Below are 17,890 nucleotides of genomic sequence, written 5' to 3'. Positions count from 1 at the left end.
TAATTGACGGCCCTGCTTAATTTCAATATATTACGCATACGTAATAATTGGAATGTACATGGATCGTCGTCTTTTTTTCATGCTGAACCGCGCGCGCGCTGTACTTTATCGCCACGCCGACAGTGGTGTTGAACAAGCCATTGGTGTACCGGCGGCACAAGTCAGTTTGCTGTTTGCGCTGGATAAATTTCCACAGGCTTCCATGCAAGAACTTGGCGAAGTGCTTGGTTTGAACAGCTCTGCCATGACGGGTCTGGTGCAACGCATGAAAACCGCCAAACTGATTGAACGGGTGGTTTCAAGAGAAGATGCCCGCGTGGCTCACCTGAGAATGACCAACAAAGGCAGGGACAAAATGCAGGCGGCCAAACCCTTGTTGGTCAAATTAAACAAACAACTGGTCGAAGGTTTCACCACGGAAGAAATTGATACCGTGCTGAAGTTTTTGAATGCCGTACACACGCGTTTCTCGCAACCCAAAGGAGACACTGAATGAACACCACGCGCCTGGCCCAAACATTGGCCAGCAGTCCTTTTTTCCAGTTTGCCAAACTGAGTACTGTGAACAAAAACTCAGAAGAACATGTTCAACTGGGTTTTGATTCTTTTCTGGAAAACCACATTGGAACCCTCCATGCTGGCGCCTTGTTTACCGCCGCTCAAGCAGATGCAAAAGTGCAACTGCTACAAGCATTGGCACTGCACAGCCATGGCTGGAAAATCGCGGCTTATACCAGCAGAATCGCTTACAAACGACCTGCGAAAGGGCCTGTTTGGATCCACACCACAGCGCCCACAATTGATTTCGACAACAGAGTGGCGCACACGGTGAGCACCTTGAACAACGAGGCCAACGAACCCTTGGCGGAACTTCACATTCAGTTCCGCTTGACCCAAGGAGAGCAATAATGCTGGACACACTGCTTACCCTGATCATGCGACCCCTGGTCAACATGCAAATGGATGGCAAAGTACCTTTTGCCAAAGCCTGTGGCGTGCGCTTAAGCAGCATGGGCGATGGCGTGGCGCGTTGTGAAATGGCACAGAAGCCCGAACTGCTAGACGACACCGGCAAGCTTGCTGACGGTGCTCTGTTTACCTTGGCCGAGACATGCTCCGGTGCGGCCATGGCGGGCGGCTTTGCCTCGGTTATTTTGGGAGTTCGACCAGTGGCCGCCCAAGTCGAATTTGAGGTGCTGAAACCCGCACTTGGCCTGATCAATGCCCAGGCCAAGGTGGCGCAAGCCATTTCACCGCTGAAGAAGACACTCCGCACTACTGGAAAAATCAATTTTCCAGTTGAAGTGGAGGTCAGCGATGCGAGCGGGCACAGCGTGGCCCGCATGCGTGTTACCTGGAACCTGAAGAAAAATTAAAGGGTCCGCCTAATGCGCAGTAGGCAGGTGTTTCAGGCTTTTGTACGCCAGTACACTGGCCAGCAACATGAGCACCGCGCCAGCGATTGAAGTCAGTTGCATGCCTTCCATAAAGGCATGCCTGGCGGCCTGTAACAAACTGATTTGTTCAATCGCGGGCAATTGAACGGCAGAAGCCACGGCCCCACCCAGAGTGTCCTGGGCCGCACGCTGAATGTCGCTCGGCCAGGCTGGGTTTAATAAACTCTCCATGCGATCACGGTAAATAGCCACACCTATGCTGCCGAATACCGCAATGCCCACGGCACCTCCGAATTCAGCGCCGGTTTCTGCCAATGCAGAAGCCGCGCCAGCCTTCTCGGGTGGGGCACTGCTGATGATCAATTCTGTGCCCAAAGTAAACATTGGGGACAAACCCAAAGCAAGTATCACCGTGGCCAACACCAGCAATCCCATATCCGCTTTAATGCTCAACAAAGCCAGGCCTGCAAAGCCAATCGCCGTACCCAATAATCCAAACACAACCAATTTGGCGTGCCCCAATTGTTTGGCCAGCCAAGGCGTGATGTTGGTGCCCACCACAAAAGCCAGGGCCCAGGGCACTGTCCAGGCACCTGCCACCAAAGGTGTCAAGCCCAGCACCAATTGCAGGTATTGGGCAATGTAAACATAGACACCAAACATGGTCAGGCAACTCAACAGGTAAGTGCCCAGCACAGCCTTGAAGCCGGGTGCCTTGAACAGGTTTAGATCAATCAACGGGTCCCTCAAATTAGCCTGCCTGCGCACAAACCACACGCCAAGCGCCAAACCCCCTCCGAAACTCAAGGCGCCCATCGTGTTCACGCCCTGTTCGGCAGTGTTTTTCAATGCATAAATGAGGAGAAGTACCGCACTGAGTGAAAGCGCTGCACTGGGCAGATCCATGCGACCTGCAGATTCATCCTTGTATTCAGGCAACAGGCGTGGCGCAAGTACCAACAACAAAATCATCACCGGAACATTGATCAAAAAAACCGAGCCCCACCAGAAATATTCCAGCAATACCCCACCGACCAAAGGCCCCATCACTGCGCCAATTGAAAAACTGCTAATCCAGATACCAATCGCTTTCATGCGCTCGGCGGGATCATCGAACATGTTGCGAATCAGCGAAAGCGTGGAGGGTGCAATTGTGGCGCCTGCCAAACCGTGCAAAGCACGGGTTACGATCAACATTTCAGCACTGTTTGAGAATGCCGCCAAAACCGAGGCGACTCCAAACGCAGCGGCACCAATCATCAACAAACGCCTGCGACCTATTCGGTCACCCAGTGTGCCCATAGTGATTAGGGCACCAGCCACCATGAATCCATAAATATCAACAATCCAAAGTAGCTGTGTGCTACTGGGTTGAAAGTCTGCGCTAATTGCGGGTATTGCGAGATTCAATACCGTCAGGTCCATGGAATAAAGTACACAAGCCAATGCAATAACAGACAGGCCTATCCACCTTGCTTTGCTGGATTCCATGAATTTGCATCCCCAATAAAAAAACCCCACAACAGAGTGTGTGGGGTTTGAGCTTAATCGAAGATAGTGATTACGCGATCAAGAGCGTTGTGCTTAAACGTCAATATTGCCGGCTTTCAAAGCGTTGCTTTCGATAAACGCCCTGCGAGGTTCAACTTCATCGCCCATCAGAGTCGTGAAAATTTGATCGGCAGCAATCGCGTCTTCAATTTGAACGCGCAGCAAACGGCGCACGGTTGGGTCCATGGTGGTTTCCCACAATTGTTGTGGGTTCATTTCACCTAAACCTTTGTAGCGCTGTTTGGTAATCGCTTTTTCTGCTTGTTCGCGCAACCATTGCATGGCCTCGCGGAAACTTTGCACTGCTTGTACCTTTTGCTTTTCACCCTCGCCACGCTGAATTTCAGCGCCTTCAGAAATCAGGCCTTTGAAGGTTTTTGCAGCATGAGCCAACAAGGGGTAATCCGCACCATGAACAAAGTCAGGATCGATTGTGGTGACACGCACATTGCCATGGTGGCGACGGTGAATCAACACACGGTGTTTGTCACTTTGCTCATCAAACTGTGAAAACACAGTCATGATTGCGGGGTCGAGTACTGCTTGCAAACGGGCTGCGCTGGCCTTGGATGCTTCTTCCGAATCAAGATCCAGTTCAACACCTTCCACAATCGCGTTCAATACATCAGGATCAATCATTCGGCTTAAACGACGCACCACTGCTTCCACAGTCACAAATTGTCGGGCCAGCTCTTCTAGCGCTTCACCCTTGATCGGCTCTTTGCCTTCACTTGGAATCAAGGCTGCTTTTTCCATGGCAATAGTCAGCATGTACTGCGCCTCTTCCTGATCATCTTTCAGGTAGCGCTCGTCTTTACCGTGCTTTACTTTGTATAGCGGCGGTTGAGCAATATACACATGGCCGTGTTCAACCAGTTCCGGCATTTGGCGATAAAGCAGAGTCAGCAAAAGGGTACGAATGTGTGCGCCGTCCACGTCCGCGTCGGTCATGATGATGATGCGGTGGTAACGCAGCTTGGCCAAGTTGAAATCGTCCTTGCCAATGCTGGTACCCAGGGCTGTAATCAAGGTGGTGATTTGTTCTGAGGTCAACAGCTTGTCAAACCGCGCTTTTTCTACGTTCAATACCTTGCCGCGCAGCGGCAAAATGGCTTGAAACTTGCGGTCGCGGCCCTGCTTGGCCGAGCCACCCGCGGAATCCCCCTCGACAATGTAAATTTCACATTTGGCGGGGTCGCGTTCCTGGCAATCGGCCAGTTTGCCTGGCAAACCCACACCATCCAGCACACCTTTGCGACGCGTCATGTCGCGGGCTTTACGCGCAGCTTCGCGAGCACGCGCTGCTTCAACAATCTTGCTGCAAATCAGCTTGGCATCGTTAGGCCGTTCTTCCAAGAACTCACTGAGTACCTTGGCCACAATGTCTTCCACAGGTGCACGCACCTCGCTGGACACCAGCTTGTCTTTGGTCTGGCTTGAAAACTTGGGTTCAGGCACTTTCACAGACAGCACGCAGCACAGGCCTTCGCGCATGTCGTCGCCAGTCACTTCTACTTTCTGCTTCTTGGCAATTTCATTGACTTCAATGTACTTGCCAATTACTCGGGTCATGGCAGCACGCAAGCCGGTCAGGTGTGTACCACCATCGCGTTGCGGAATGTTGTTGGTGAAACACAGCACCGATTCATTAAAGCCGTCGTTCCATTGCATCGACACTTCAACGCCAATGCTGGTACCGGGAATACCACCGTAAGTTTCTGCAGGACGTTCACCTGCCGCATAAAACGTATTCGGATGCAAAATTTTCTTGTTGGCATTGATGAATTCAACAAAACCCATCACGCCGCCACTGCCGGCGAAATCGTCTTCTTTGCCAGTGCGCTCGTCTTTTAGGCGAATGCGCACGCCGTTGTTCAGAAAGCTAAGTTCACGCAGGCGCTTGGCCAGAATTTCATAGTGAAAATCGTTGTTGTGCTGAAAAATTTCAGTGTCGGGCAGAAAGTGAACTTCAGTACCACGCTTGTCAGTGGTACCCACAATTCTCATGGGCGACACATCCACACCGTCTACCTGCTCAATGATTCTGTTCTGAACAAAACCACGGGCAAACTCCAGCTGATGCACTTTGCCTTCACGGTTAACAATCAGACGCAACCAGCTCGACAAGGCGTTCACACAACTTACACCGACCCCGTGCAAACCACCGGAAACCTTGTAGCTGTTCTGGTTGAATTTGCCGCCAGCATGCAATTCAGTCAGCGCAATTTCAGACGCAGAGCGCTTGGGCTCATTCTTGTCGTCCATTTTTACACCGGTCGGAATGCCCCGCCCGTTGTCAGTCACGCTGATTGAATTGTCTGCATGAATCGTCACCACGATGTCATCGCAGTGACCCGCCAAGGCCTCGTCAATCGAGTTGTCAACGACTTCGAACACAAGGTGATGCAAACCGGTGCCATCGGAAGTGTCACCGATGTACATGCCGGGTCGCTTTCGGACCGCTTCCAGGCCTTCAAGAATCTGGATTGAACCTTCGCCGTAATCTGCGTTGTTGCTTTGTACGGGCAAATCACCGCCGTTCTGTGTTTCTGAAGTCATAAGAGTGTTGTTGTTTTCGTTTTATTGTCGTTTTAAATACGCATGGGCATGACGACATACTTGAAATCGTCTTTGCCTGGGGTGGTCACCAGTGCACTGCTGTTTCCGTCTTGTAACGTAAACTGCACGGTTTCCGACTTGAGGTTGTTCAACACATCCAACAGGTAGTTTACGTTAAAACCCACGTCAATCTCAGGACCTTGGTACTCGACTTCCATTTCATCCCGGGCTTCTTCCTGATCCGAGTTGTTGGCCACAATAGTCAAACCATTGGCACCCAGCACCCAGCGAATACCGCGGAATTTGTCACTGGTCAAAATCGAGGCCCGTTGAAGCGAGTGCAACAAGGCGTCGCGAGAAATAACCACGTGGTGCTGATGGGTTTTGGGAATCACGCGTTGATAATCGGGGAACTTGCCTTCCACCAACTTGGTGATCAGGGTGATATCCGAGAAAGTGAATTTGGCCTGGTTACTCGCCAAATCAATCGTTACAGTGTCATCGGTGTCATTTAATAAACGTGACAGCTCAAGCACGGTTTTACGCGGAATAATCACCTCATGCTTGGCAGTGCCACCTTGACCAGGTGCATCGGCATAAGCCAGGCGGTGTCCATCGGTGGCCACAGCGCGAACACAAGCACTTTCAATCACCAACAAAACACCGTTCAGGTAATAACGCAGGTCTTGTTGAGCCATGGAAAAGTGAACCATGCCCAACAGGTTCTTGAGCATCTTTTGCGGCAAACTGATTTGTGTCACCCATTCTTTGGGTTCCTGCACCAGCGGGAAATCTTCGGCAGGCAGGGTTTGCAAGGCAAAACGGCTTTTCTTGGCCTGCACAGACATCTTTTTGCCGTCCAGTTTCACCATTACATCCGAATCTTCTGGCAGTGATCTCAAAATATCCAGGAATTTCCTCGCAGCCACGGTGGTTGCAGTGTCTTCACCACCCGCACCCACTTCTGCACTGGTTTGTATCTGCATTTCAATGTCTGAAGACAGCAGTGTCAGCAGGCCGCCCTGTTTTTTCAACAGAATGTTGGCCAACACCGGCAAGGTGTTTCGACGTTCCACGATGTTGCTGACGATTTGCAGTTTTCGAACCAATGCATCGCGTGAGCTATGAATTAATTCCATTTAATATTTCCTTATAGGATTAGTTAATAGAGTTGATTCAATTCTGTGGACAACTCTATTTTTTCCTTTGAATTGAGCTTCTTAGGTTCTTTCAAAATGGGTGTAGAACTTCCGGGACTCGATCTGCATACTGTGGATAACTTTTTTCGAATTTTCCAGGTTCTTTTTTTTCTGTGGATAACTCGTGTTGTTCTGCACGCTTATTACACAGTTATCCACAATTCTAAATCAACCCTTCAGGGTTTGGTCCAGCACGTGCAGCGCATGGTTCAACTCTGAAGACTGATTTCGCAATTCCGATATCTTGTTTACCGCATGCAGCACCGTGGTGTGGTCTCTCCCACCAAACAACTCACCAATTTCCACGTAACTTTTCTCGGTTAATTCTTTGGCCAAATACATGGCGACTTGGCGCGGCAGTACGATTTGCGCTTGCCTGCGCTTTGAAAACATGTCTGCCACCTTGATTTTGTAGTAATCAGCCACTGTTTTCTGAATACTCTCAACCGACACTTGGCCATGGTGGACTGAAATCATGTCGCGCAAAGCTTCACGCACCAGGTCCATGGTCACCGGCTTGTTGTGAAAACTGGCAAATGCCATGATTCGTCTCAAGGCGCCTTCCAGCTCGCGAATGTTGCTGCGCATGTGTTTGGCCACGAAAAAGGCCACATCTTCCGAAAACAGTATTTTTTGCTGTTCGGCTTTCTTCAGCAGAATGGCCACCCGCATTTCAAGTTCGGGAGGTTCAATGGCCACGGTCAAACCGCTGTTGAAACGCGAAATCAGCCGGTCATCCATCCCCTGAATGTCTTTGGGATAGGTGTCGCTGGTGATGATAATTTGCTTCTTTGCGGCAATTAACTGTTCAAATGCATAGAAAAATTCTTCTTGCGTTCGGCTTTTGCCCCCGAAGAACTGAATATCGTCGATCAAAAGCAGGTCGAGCGAGTAATAAGAGCGCTTGAATTCTTCAAATGCCTTTTTTTGATAGGCCTTGACCACATCGCTGACGTACTGTTCAGCATGGATGTATCGAATTTGGGTATTTGGATTTTGCTCTAGCAGGCGGTTGCCGATGGAATGAATCAGGTGGGTTTTGCCCAAGCCCACACCACCATACAAAAACAGTGGGTTGTAGCTAACGCCCGGGTTGGACGCCACTTGTTCTGCAGCGGCGCGGGCTAGCTGGTTTGCGCGGCCTGACACGAAGTTGGAAAAACAAAGGTCGCGATTCAAGCGGCTGCGTTCATAGACCGTGGCAGCGATCTCATCGCGTTTTACGGCTGCCACTTTGGGTGCACCTTGTGCTACGGCTTCATTGCTGTTTTTGGCTGTGGCTGGGGCAGGCGCGGTTAGAGGACTGGCCTGTTTTGCTGCCACTTGCCATTGGATGGCCATGTCGCAGCCAAAAAACTCGGTGGCCAGTTCATTAAAACGGCCGCCATAATTGTTGAGCACCCAATCCAGCTTGAATCGGTTCGGGGCAGCCATGCTCAGGCTGGCGGTGTCTTCATCAAATTCAACCACAGTCAGTGGTTCGATCCACAGTTTGATCTGTTGGGCTGGAATTTCCTTCCGAAGCGCTTCAACACAGTGGTTCCAGAATTGATCAATCACGTTATGAACAGCCTTATTATTCGGATGAACTGCTTTGCAGGAATTAAAACTCAGCGCTCCATTGTATCCAAACCCCCACGGATTGAGTGAGCGATTGACCGCCTTCACGCGAACTTGCAGATTTTTCTAGGTTTTTCCAGAATTTGCCTCTATAATTTTGGGTTCCCTTGGCATGAGCTTCGATCCTTATTGGCTTCGTCTAATATGCCAAGCCAAGGGCCAAACCAGTTTTAACCTATTTTTCGCCAAATTTTAAGCCCATGTGGGCCAGAGGCTTGCCATGAAACGCACTTATCAACCTTCTAAAGTTCGCCGTCAAAGAACACACGGCTTTTTGGTACGTTCACGCACCCGTGGTGGTCGTGCCGTGCTGCGCGCACGTCGCTCCAAGGGCCGTGCACGTTTGTCCGTATAAGCCTGGCGCTTTGAACATTCTGAATTGCACAGGGTGGGTTCCGGGTCGCATGCGACAAAAATCACTCGATCTGAAACATTTGGTGGTCTGTTAAAAACCAGGCCAGTGGCCAAAACAGATCGATTGATGCTTCACGCACTGTTCGAAGACACCCCACCGCAGTTCGGAATACTGATCCCCAAGCGCTTGGCCAAACGTGCCGTGGATCGAAATACGCTAAAACGTTTGATCCGCCATGCCTGCCAAGAAGCACTGGGCAACTACCAAGGCAAATTCCTGGTTCGCTTAAGCAAGCCAGTGTGTGCAGTAGGTCATTCAGATCGAGCGGCGTGGTGGATAGAACTCCAACAACTTTTCAACGATCTCTCACGGCGCGTGCCATCACAGCACTGATCCGTGGCTATCAGCTTGCTGTCAGTCCTCTTTTCCCGCCTTCTTGCCGTTTTTACCCCAGTTGCTCGGAATATGCCCTTGAAGCAGTTAAAATTCATGGCGCATGGAAAGGCGCGGCTTTGTCTTTAGGCCGCATTTGTCGATGCAATCCCTGGAATGCTGGCGGTGTGGACCCTGTTCCTGAAACGCGCCGCACCAGTCGCGACTCTTAGTCATTAAGCTCAGTAATTAAGGATTTAAATGGAAACGCGCAGGCTAGTCCTCTTGATGATATTCAGTTTGTCTCTCATCATGCTTTGGGACAATTATCAGGCTTCTATTGGTAAGCCAACCTTGTTCGGCCTCAGCACTGGCGCGCAAACCAGCGACAAAGGCGATGGTTCTAAGGGTAGCGGTTCGTCAGCTGGCTCTGGCGCGGCCAATGACTTACCTCAGGCATTGGCTCCAACGGCTGGTGATGTTCCAGCTGATCCGAATGCAATCGCTTCGGGCACTGCACAAGCCGCACCCGCTGCGCAAACAATTACTGTTAAAACCGATGTGCTTGAACTGCAGTTTTCAAGCCAGGGCGCACAACTGATTACTTCAAAGCTGCTGAATCACCCTGCTGCCGAGAATCCGGAATTGCCGGTTCAACTGTTTGAACAAACAGCCAATCGAACCTATGTTGGCCAAGCTGGCTTGGTGGGTGTACCTGACGCGCCCAACCACCGTACCTTGTTTGAACTGGTGTCGGGCTCTACCGAGTTTGCGCCCGGCCAGGATCAATTAAAGCTTGTATTCAAAGCCACAAGCGGTGGTGTTGAAAACACAACAACCTACACAATTTTCAAGAATCGCTACGACATTGACCTTGTGATCAATGCACGCAACATAGGCACAGAGCCCGTATCACCCAGTGCGTATGTACAAATTACGCGTGACGGCAACCCGCTTGAAAGTGACTCTTCTCTGTATGCAACATTCACAGGACCGGCTGTGTATACGCCTGAGAAGAAGTACCAGAAGATTAAGTTTGAAGACATCGCCGATCGCAGTGCAGACTATGTAAAAACCGCTGATTCCGGCTGGTTGGCCATGATTCAGCACTACTTTGTGTCGGCCATTATTGGTCAGGATGGTCCCCGCGAGAATTACACGCGCCAGGTAGATTCCAACCTGTATTCCATTGGTTTGGTCAGCAGCCTCGGCACTTTGGCGCCCGAACAAACTGCGGCATATGCAGCCAAACTCTATACCGGTCCGCAAGATCAAAGTGTGCTGGAAGCTCTGTCACCCGGGCTGGATCTGGTGGTGGATTATGGCTGGCTCACTGTAATTGCCCAGCCCATTTACTGGTTACTGGAAAAAATTCACGGTTATATTGGCAATTGGGGTTGGGCCATTGTGGTACTGACCATTTTGATCAAGTTGGTGTTTTTCCCCTTGTCGGCAGCCAGCTACAAGTCCATGGCAAAAATGCGCAAAGTTGGCCCGCGCATGCAAAAGCTGAAGGAACAATATGGCGATGACAAAATGGGTTTCCAGCGCGCCATGATGGAAATGTACAAGCGCGAGAAAATCAATCCTTTGGGCGGATGTATGCCCATTCTGATTCAGATCCCAGTGTTCATTGCTCTGTACTGGGTATTGCTGGCCAGTGTTGAAATGCGCAATGCACCGTGGTTGGGTTGGGTAACCGATTTGGCTGCGCCGGATCCCTTCTACATTTTGCCTGTGATCATGGCGGTAACCATGTTCATCCAGACCAAGTTGAATCCCACGCCACCCGATCCCGTTCAAGCCAAAATCATGATGGTCATGCCTTTGGTGTTCTCGGTCATGTTTATTTTCTTCCCGGCTGGTTTGGTGCTGTACTGGGTTGTTAACAATATTTTGTCGATTGCCCAACAGTGGGTAATTACACGTCAAATTGAGTCTGCACCAGCCACTGCACGGTGATCCCATCGTGGCCATCGCCACCGCGCCCGGTAAGGGCGGGGTGGGGGTGGTGCGGTTTTCTTTTCCTTCTTCTTCCTGTTTTCAGACTTTTTGCATGGCGTTTTGTGGCAAGTTGCCCAAACCGCGCTTAGCAACTCTTTTAACACTTCGTGATTTTGACCAGCATGCCATCGATGAAGGCATTGCCCTGCTGTTCAATGCGCCCGCATCATTCACGGGCGAGAATGTGCTTGAGTTTCAGGGGCATGGTGGTCAAGCCGTGTTGCAAGGTGTGGTGGGGCATGCTCTGGCCTTGGCCCGGCAGCTGAATATTCCCTTGCGCCACGCCATGCCAGGTGAGTTTACGCAACGCGCATTTTTAAACGACAAGCTTGATCTGGCCCAGGCCGAAGCGGTGGCCGATTTGATCGATGCCGGTTCTACAGCCACTGCCAAAGCCGCGGCGGCGTCGTTAAGTGGTGTGTTTTCGAAGCAGGTCAATGAGCTGGCCGACCGAATTGTGCATTTGCGTTTGCTGCTCGAAGCCACACTTGATTTTCCTGAAGAGGAAATCGAATTTCTTGAGAAGGCAGATGCCAAAGGTCAACTTGCGGATATCTTGAATGCGCATCGACAGTTGCTCGGTGCAGCGCAGGAAGGAGTGAAGTTTCGCGATGGCTTGCAAATTGTGCTGGTGGGCGAGCCCAATGTGGGCAAGTCGAGTTTGCTGAACGCTTTGGCCGGTGAGGAAATCGCAATCGTGTCGGCCATTGCGGGCACCACGCGTGATCGAATCAAACAGGAACTGAATATTCGCGGCATACCTTTGGTGCTGGTTGACACGGCAGGTTTGCGTGACACCGCCGATGAGGTGGAAAGAATCGGCATAGCGCGAACCCGAAAGTCGGTGGAAGAAGCCGATTTGTTGCTTATTTTGAAAGACGCAACTCAGGGCCTCCAGGATGCATTGAATACCCACCTTGAACTGCCTGTTCATTTGCCCACAATCACCGTGTTGAACAAGGTTGATTTGCTGCCTGAGGTGCCACAATTGCCGAGCCATGTATTACCGGTATCCGCAAAGAACGGTCTGGGACTGGAACAGTTGAAAGACGCCATACTGGCCAAGGTGGGCATTGCCCATACGCCCGACCATGGTTTCATGGCACGGCAGCGCCACGTTGATGCTTTGAAGGTGTGTGGTCAGCATTTGGCGGTTGCACATGAGTTTGCACAACAGGACGATCGGATTCTGGATTTGTTCGCTGAAGAGTTGCGCCTGGCGCATGATGCTTTGGGAGAAATCACCGGGCGTATGTTGCCCGATGATTTGCTGGGATTGATTTTCAGCCGGTTCTGTATCGGCAAATAAGGTTTAGTCGCAAAACACCAGTTGTGGGTCGGCAAAGGCCATTTGTTCGATTAGTTCTGATTCCTGCTCAAACACGGCACTCAAAAACACCAGCTGCTCGCACAGCGATTCAATCGATTCGTTGTGGCTATCCGGATCCAGATGTACCACCTGCTGGGTGCGTTCCACTTCGTCCAGGTACTGCGCCATCAGGGTTTGCAGGGTTGGTTTGTTCAGTGCCCAGGTTTTAAGCTGGACCACCAAGGCGAAGCGTGCCTGTGCTGAGGCGGTTTTGCGCAGTTGTTGGGCAAAGTGGTTCAGGCCATGCGCCACATTGTCCAGTTCCATGGTGACTCGCGCCTCGGACTGGCGAAAGTAAAGTGGTTCACAGTCGTGTTGCTGATGTTGGACCAGTGCAATTGTCATGATGGCTTGCTCCGCAAAGGATTCGGTATGAGTCCATCTTACTGAGTTGAATTTTCTTGCCCATTCCGTGAAATGAGGATGCTTGTTTCTGATGCCCCCCCGAAATGCGGAACCCTTTGTAAAAAAAGGCAAAAAGCAGGCTTAATTGTTCCCCTGAATTCATGTACTCTTGGGGTGGAAGAAGAGACCCTAAGGTCCTGTGTGCCCGACTTAGCCTGCGAACAATGAAAAATCAAAAAATATTGGTGCTCGAAGATCATCCGCTGATTTCGATGGTGATCGAGGACGTCTGCAAAGACATGGCCCCTCACGCACAAATTCACGTGGCAACCAGTTTGGTTCAAGCCCGAGAACACTTGTTTGAAAAACCGGACCTGATCATCTTTGATCTTACCCTGACCGATTCCAAGGGACAGGAAACAATAGACTGGTTGGACTCCATGTTCCCGAAAGTGTGTGGGTTGATTTATACCGGTTTTGTCAATGAGGACATTCAAACCCGCGCCGCGCACTCGGGCTATTCGGTGGTGGAGAAAACCTGCAGCCAGTCGGCTTTGGCCCATGAAATTGAGTCTGTGCTTTTTAAATCCGGCATTTTGAATGGCAGTTCATCAGACAGCGCGCCAGCCAACGAACACCAATCCAATATTGTGGCCTATCCCGGTGCAAAACCGTTGACTTGGCGGCAAGTGGAAATCATGAGAATGACTGCAGAAGGTTTGTCTGCAAAAATGGTTGCCCAGCGCATTGGGCTTAGTCCCGAGACAGTGCGTGGACACATTCGGGAAATTTTCAAACGCTTGGAAGTATCGAACAAGGCGCAGGCGGTGAACGTGTTTCTGAAGGCTGAACGCAGCGTGAAAATGAAGCTGAACGATTAATTTTCGTCAGTGGTTGGGGTGGGGCACGCGTTTAAGATCCACGCCTACCGTGAGGGTACCTATCATGTAATCCCCGTCGTACACTGGCACGCTCACTTGGGCAATCATGGCTTTGGTGCTGTCGTCCCAGCGGGCGCGGGAAATATGCGAATCGGGTTTTCTGGAAGGCAGGTTGGTGTCAAAAATCGCGGTGAATTTTTCTTCATCACCTTGCCAATAATCGGTGGTCACCGTATTCATGGCGACGGTTTCCCCTTGGTTGCCCGTCAAAATCGCTTCTTTGAAATAACTTTGTTTGTTCATCGCGGCGGCCAGTAAACCTGAAACTTTTGAGTTCATGATTTGATCGGCCTCGGGCAAACGGCCTTTTAGTTTGATCCACCTCTCATCCAGTTCCATGATCCTTTCTTTGCCAAGTTGACGGGCATTAGACGCCTTGACGGCCTCAATGACCTCAGGCTTGCTTGCCAAGGCTTTGATCTCCTTGATCAAGGTGCCAGCGCAAAAGGCGTAGGCGTTGGCGTTTGCAAGAAAGAAGGCTGTCAACAGCAGACCCAAGTTCAACCAAGGCCTTTTGCATCCAAAATTGACGTTGTACTTGTCCATGTTCTGCTTATTTGGCGAGTTACTCGGCCAGTACCTTGATGAGTTTCAATTTAGTCTTGGTTGGATTGCCTTGCAACTCCTTTCGGGTAAGGTAGCCCAAGGCATTGGGATTGTTGGTCAGTAGGTCGACCATGTGTTGGCTGTTGCGCGCAACGGTGGGGGTTTTGCTGATGCCGATGCATTCCAGAAGTCGCTGAACAGTTCGAAATTCCTCAGTGGTGAAACCCAGGGTGCCTGAAATAAAGCGGCTGCGTTCACCAAACGCATCGTCCCGATCAATGACCAGCACGGAGGAATCACCCACAGCCTGACTTTGGCCTGTGTACAAATCGCGCAGTTTTGTTTTCGAAATTTCATTGAAATGGATGCTGCTGGAACCCACCAACACCACTTCGGCGCGAGCCACGCCGGGGGTTCCCACCATCGTCAACAACGCGAGGCTGGTAATCACTGAATGCAAAAAATGTTTCACGTCAAACCCTTGAAAATACTTTGACTACTTTGGGTAAGTTCTTGACACTACAAATACTATGAACTTTTTATTTTGTTAAATCTTGTGAACTCAGTGTAAGACATGCTGTGTGCGAACACAATTACTTGCGCACAGCTTTGTTCAATGTTTTCCAAAACGATTAATCAACACCAGAATTTTCTCGGCTTCATCCACGATGGTGGGCCACACATCTTTGATTTCTGTCATCACCATGGTTTGTGTGGTCGGATCTTCCAGTGATTTATCCATTCTAGAGAACTGTTGTTTGACACTCTCTGTGCCCAACATGCCCAGTACGCCCGCCAGGGAGTGAATTTCCCGTTTGAAGGTTTGAATGTCCTTGTTTTTTGCGCAATCTTCCAGGCGTTCAATCAGGTTTTCACTGGTTTGTAAAAATTTGCCGAGGTACTTTGCCATTCGCTCGGGCTCAAAACTGTCTACTTTGAAAATTGCAGAATGGCGTGGGCTGGTGGCTGGTTCGGTGGCTGTGGCGGCATGCTCGGACAAGGGCATGCGGGGTGTGTCATGCCTGGTTTCAAATCCTGTCAATACACCTTCTTTGTTGCGCAGGCAGCGCTTGATGGCGTCGAACAGGTTTTTCTCGTGAAATGGTTTGGTGAGCACATCGTTAATGCCGTGTTCTTCGCAACGCACACGGGTTTGCTCGAAGGCGTGTGCTGTAAGTGCCATGATCGGGGTTACACAATGCACCGCATTTTCCCGAACCCAGGTTGCCAACTGGTAGCCGTCAACAAAAGGCATTTCAAGGTCTGAAATCATCAAGTCAAATGGCTCGGGCGTGTTTTTAAGTATCTGGATTGCTTCGCGACCGTCTTTCGCACAGCGGATCTGGTAGTTTTTCGGACTCAGGAAATCCAGCAGCAATTCCATGTTCAAAGGGTGATCTTCTACTATTAACAGTTTGGCTGAACGCGCTTCGGTTTTATCAACAGCCTGTGTTTCGCTGGTTTTGGCAGCTTTGCGTGAAGTGGTGGTTTTTGTGGCTGGTGCAGGTGCAGATTGCTGCACTTGGCGCTCAGCCAGTTTCATCAGGTGCACTGGCAAAATGGGTGTAGTCAACACCCGGTTGTTGGGGTCTGCGCCGTGAATGCGTTGTAGTTCGGTTGCGTTGCGGTTGGAAAGCCAAACCAGATTGTTGTTTTGGTTCAGGTGATTTGCCTTGAGCAGAGACAAAAGTTCGGGCGAGGTGGTCGCAATATCGCTGTCGATAAATACAATGTCTTTGGCTTCAAATGGAAGTTGATCTGTGATTAGTTCCTCGGCGGATAGCACGGCTAGCGGCACATAGAACTGGTCAAGAATGCTGGAGATCGAGCGGTGCAGTTTTTGGTCCAGCGAGCAAATATAGGCTCGTTTGATGTCTGGGCCATGCAACAAATTTGGATTGCGAGCCGGTGCCTCAGCTTCCTGTGTTTTCAGGTTCAAGGTGAAATAAAACACCGAGCCGCGCCCCGGTGTGGAATGGGCATGAATGTCGCCCTCCATCAGGTGCACCAATTCTTTGGCGATGCTGAGCCCCAGGCCGCTGCCGCCGAACATCCGTGTGGTGCTCGAATCAGCTTGCGTGAACTTGTCGAATACGCGTTGCAACTGGTCTTTGCTCATGCCAATGCCGGTGTCGCTGACACTGAATTGCAGGGTAACCTGGTCGTCGAGTTGCTTGAGGACTTTGACAGTGAGGTTGATGTGTCCTTCGCTGGTGAACTTGATGGCGTTTCCAATCAGGTTTTTCAGAATTTGACCCACGCGCAAAGAATCGCCAACCAGTCGGTTCAGGGTTGATTGCAGGCCTTTGCCTTGAAGGGTGTACAGCAGGCGAATGTTTTTATCCAGCGCTGAGTTGCCTAAGGTGCCAAATACTTCTTCCAGCACATCGTCAAGGCGAAATGGACGCTGCTCCAGCTTGAACATGTCGGATTCAATTTTTGACAAGTCCAGAATGCTGTTGAGCAAGTGAAGCAGATTGTCGCCTGACAATTGAATTTTGGTCAGGTAGTCTTTCTGCTTTTCGTTCAAATCGGTTTTCAGCGTGAGTGCTGTCATGCCGAGAATCGCATTCATGGGGGTGCGAATTTCATGACTCATATTGGCCAGAAATGAGCTCTTGATTCGTGATTCGTTCTTTGCCCGTTCTTTCTCCACGTTGGCCAGGCTGACCTCTTCAAGCGCTTGTTTCACGCGTTCGCTTTTTTCCAGGTCGCGCTGGAATGAACGAATCATGCGATTGAACGCGCGAATCAGCAGGTTGATTTCATGCGAGCCTGTGCGGTTGTTTACACGCACGGTGTAATCGCCCTTCATGATTTCTTCACTGGCGTTGTACAGCGAATTAATAGGGTCGATCACCTTTTTCTTGATGGACACCAAACCGATGAACAAGCCCAACAAAAAGAGCAGGGTGAACACCACATCAAGATAAACGCTGTAGGTGAGTTCCTTGCGAGAGGCGTCAATCAAACCGAGGTAGCGGCTTTTTTCACGCGCAATGAAGGAGGACAATTCTGCAGACAGTGCATTGGTTAGTTCAATGTGTTCACGGTCGAACAACACACCGAATGTTTCTTTGACTTCGGGCGGTGACAAGTATTCGCCCTCCCGTTTCTCAACGAAGCGGGTAATACCGCTGGCAAACGCGCTGAGTTCATTTTTCTCAAGTTGATGGCGCAGGTCGAGGATTCGCTCAATGGCAGGCTCGTTTTCAGCGATAAATCTCAGCGAATAAAGCCTTTCACTGAGGTTTTGCCCGATACCCCAAGACACGGCAGAATCTTTGTTTTGACCTGTGATGACATCGACCCAGTAGTCTGCGTCGACTTCGGTGGTGTAAATACGGCTGCCGTTGTGCAGCCCAACAATGTCAAGATAGTGGTTGATGTACTCCGGGTTGCGGCTGGCTGCGTAAAGTAGCACCAGCTTGCGCATGGCTTCAAACTCGGCGAGCGTGCGGGTCAAAATGGCTTCGTCGGAAGCCCAGGCCTGATAATAATCTTCCTGAACTGTTTGCTGGTGAATCGAAATACTCTTCACACCGATGCCGAATACCGAGAACACCAGAATGAGTAAGCCAAATATTCGAATCAGCAGGGTCAGTTTCATGGGCCAGCCTTGTTATTGGTAT

The 17,890-nt window shown here is 50.5% G+C and carries 17 protein-coding genes; 9 read left to right on the top strand and 8 right to left on the bottom strand.

The annotated features are described in order from the left end of the window. Positions 1-58 precede the first annotated feature (58 nt). Genes PY990_RS11640 through PY990_RS11630 form a run of 3 tightly spaced genes read left to right on the top strand, consistent with a single transcriptional unit; the run spans position 59 to position 1,376 of the window. Positions 59-496, top strand: coding sequence for a MarR family winged helix-turn-helix transcriptional regulator (locus tag PY990_RS11640; protein ID WP_275271741.1), 438 nt, complete (start codon positions 59-61; stop codon positions 494-496). Then, positions 493-909 carry a PaaI family thioesterase gene (locus PY990_RS11635; RefSeq protein WP_275271740.1) on the top strand — a complete coding sequence of 139 codons (417 nt, stop codon included), beginning with the start codon at positions 493-495 and terminating at the stop codon, positions 907-909. Before PY990_RS11640 ends, PY990_RS11635 begins: the two co-directional genes overlap by 4 nt. Then, positions 909-1,376 (top strand): PaaI family thioesterase, encoded by a 468-nt coding sequence (locus PY990_RS11630; RefSeq protein ID WP_275271739.1) that lies wholly within the window; start codon positions 909-911, stop codon positions 1,374-1,376. Before PY990_RS11635 ends, PY990_RS11630 begins: the two co-directional genes overlap by 1 nt. Positions 1,377-1,385: 9 nt before the next feature. Here the strand turns inward: PY990_RS11630 and PY990_RS11625 are convergent, their stop codons facing one another. The 4 genes from PY990_RS11625 to dnaA form a co-directional block, all read right to left on the bottom strand. Continuing rightward, positions 1,386-2,888 (bottom strand): MFS transporter, encoded by a 1,503-nt coding sequence (locus PY990_RS11625; protein ID WP_275271738.1) that lies wholly within the window; start codon positions 2,886-2,888, stop codon positions 1,386-1,388. 93 nt (positions 2,889-2,981) lie between these two features. After that, complete coding sequence (gene gyrB / locus PY990_RS11620; RefSeq protein WP_275271737.1) at positions 2,982-5,507, bottom strand: DNA topoisomerase (ATP-hydrolyzing) subunit B; 2,526 nt, start codon at positions 5,505-5,507, stop codon at positions 2,982-2,984. 32 nt (positions 5,508-5,539) lie between these two features. Beyond that, positions 5,540-6,646 (bottom strand): DNA polymerase III subunit beta, encoded by a 1,107-nt coding sequence (gene dnaN, locus PY990_RS11615; RefSeq protein ID WP_105027770.1) that lies wholly within the window; start codon positions 6,644-6,646, stop codon positions 5,540-5,542. A 228-nt stretch (positions 6,647-6,874) separates the two neighbouring features. Beyond that, positions 6,875-8,263 carry a chromosomal replication initiator protein DnaA gene (dnaA, locus tag PY990_RS11610; RefSeq protein ID WP_275271786.1) on the bottom strand — a complete coding sequence of 463 codons (1,389 nt, stop codon included), beginning with the start codon at positions 8,261-8,263 and terminating at the stop codon, positions 6,875-6,877. 283 nt (positions 8,264-8,546) lie between these two features. On the opposite strand from dnaA, the gene rpmH reads away from it, so the two are divergent. The 5 genes from rpmH to mnmE are packed head-to-tail and all read left to right on the top strand — an operon-like array spanning position 8,547 to position 12,366. Continuing rightward, a complete protein-coding gene (gene rpmH / locus PY990_RS11605; protein WP_008247028.1) occupies positions 8,547-8,681 on the top strand; it encodes a 50S ribosomal protein L34 in 135 nt (44 codons plus the stop codon). A 33-nt stretch (positions 8,682-8,714) separates the two neighbouring features. Next, entirely contained in the window at positions 8,715-9,074 is a 360-nt protein-coding gene (locus PY990_RS11600; protein WP_168426848.1) for a ribonuclease P protein component, read from the top strand. Then, positions 8,981-9,286, top strand: a complete 306-nt coding sequence (gene yidD / locus PY990_RS11595) for a membrane protein insertion efficiency factor YidD (protein ID WP_339384329.1) — start codon at positions 8,981-8,983, stop codon at positions 9,284-9,286. Before PY990_RS11600 ends, yidD begins: the two co-directional genes overlap by 94 nt. Before the next feature lie 28 nt (positions 9,287-9,314). Further along, entirely contained in the window at positions 9,315-11,015 is a 1,701-nt protein-coding gene (gene yidC, locus PY990_RS11590) for a membrane protein insertase YidC (RefSeq protein ID WP_275271736.1), read from the top strand. Further along, on the top strand, positions 10,987-12,366 hold the full coding sequence (gene mnmE, locus PY990_RS11585; protein WP_275271735.1) for a tRNA uridine-5-carboxymethylaminomethyl(34) synthesis GTPase MnmE: 1,380 nt from the start codon (positions 10,987-10,989) through the stop codon (positions 12,364-12,366). Before yidC ends, mnmE begins: the two co-directional genes overlap by 29 nt. Positions 12,367-12,369: 3 nt before the next feature. Here the strand turns inward: mnmE and PY990_RS11580 are convergent, their stop codons facing one another. Beyond that, positions 12,370-12,771, bottom strand: coding sequence for a hypothetical protein (locus tag PY990_RS11580; RefSeq protein ID WP_105027765.1), 402 nt, complete (start codon positions 12,769-12,771; stop codon positions 12,370-12,372). 224 nt (positions 12,772-12,995) lie between these two features. Here PY990_RS11580 and PY990_RS11575 point away from each other — a divergent pair, with 224 nt between their 5' ends. Then, on the top strand, positions 12,996-13,652 hold the full coding sequence (locus PY990_RS11575; RefSeq protein ID WP_275271734.1) for a response regulator transcription factor: 657 nt from the start codon (positions 12,996-12,998) through the stop codon (positions 13,650-13,652). A gap of 6 nt (positions 13,653-13,658) precedes the next feature. Here the strand turns inward: PY990_RS11575 and PY990_RS11570 are convergent, their stop codons facing one another. The 3 genes from PY990_RS11570 to PY990_RS11560 form a co-directional block, all read right to left on the bottom strand. Beyond that, the gene (locus PY990_RS11570; protein ID WP_275271733.1) at positions 13,659-14,258 is read right to left on the bottom strand and encodes a hypothetical protein; all 600 of its coding nucleotides are present in this window, start codon (positions 14,256-14,258) and stop codon (positions 13,659-13,661) included. Positions 14,259-14,277: 19 nt separating this feature from the next. Further along, a complete protein-coding gene (locus PY990_RS11565; RefSeq protein WP_275271732.1) occupies positions 14,278-14,730 on the bottom strand; it encodes a type 2 periplasmic-binding domain-containing protein in 453 nt (150 codons plus the stop codon). Between the two features lie 141 nt (positions 14,731-14,871). Next, positions 14,872-17,868 (bottom strand): ATP-binding protein, encoded by a 2,997-nt coding sequence (locus PY990_RS11560; protein WP_275271731.1) that lies wholly within the window; start codon positions 17,866-17,868, stop codon positions 14,872-14,874. Between the last annotated feature and the right edge of the window lie 22 nt (positions 17,869-17,890).

The sequence above is a fragment of the Limnobacter olei genome (genome assembly GCF_029087225.1).
GTDB classification, from domain to species: domain Bacteria; phylum Pseudomonadota; class Gammaproteobacteria; order Burkholderiales; family Burkholderiaceae_B; genus Limnobacter; species Limnobacter olei.
Note: the sequence above shows the minus strand (reverse complement) of the source record. Positions and strands in the feature narration are given on the sequence as shown.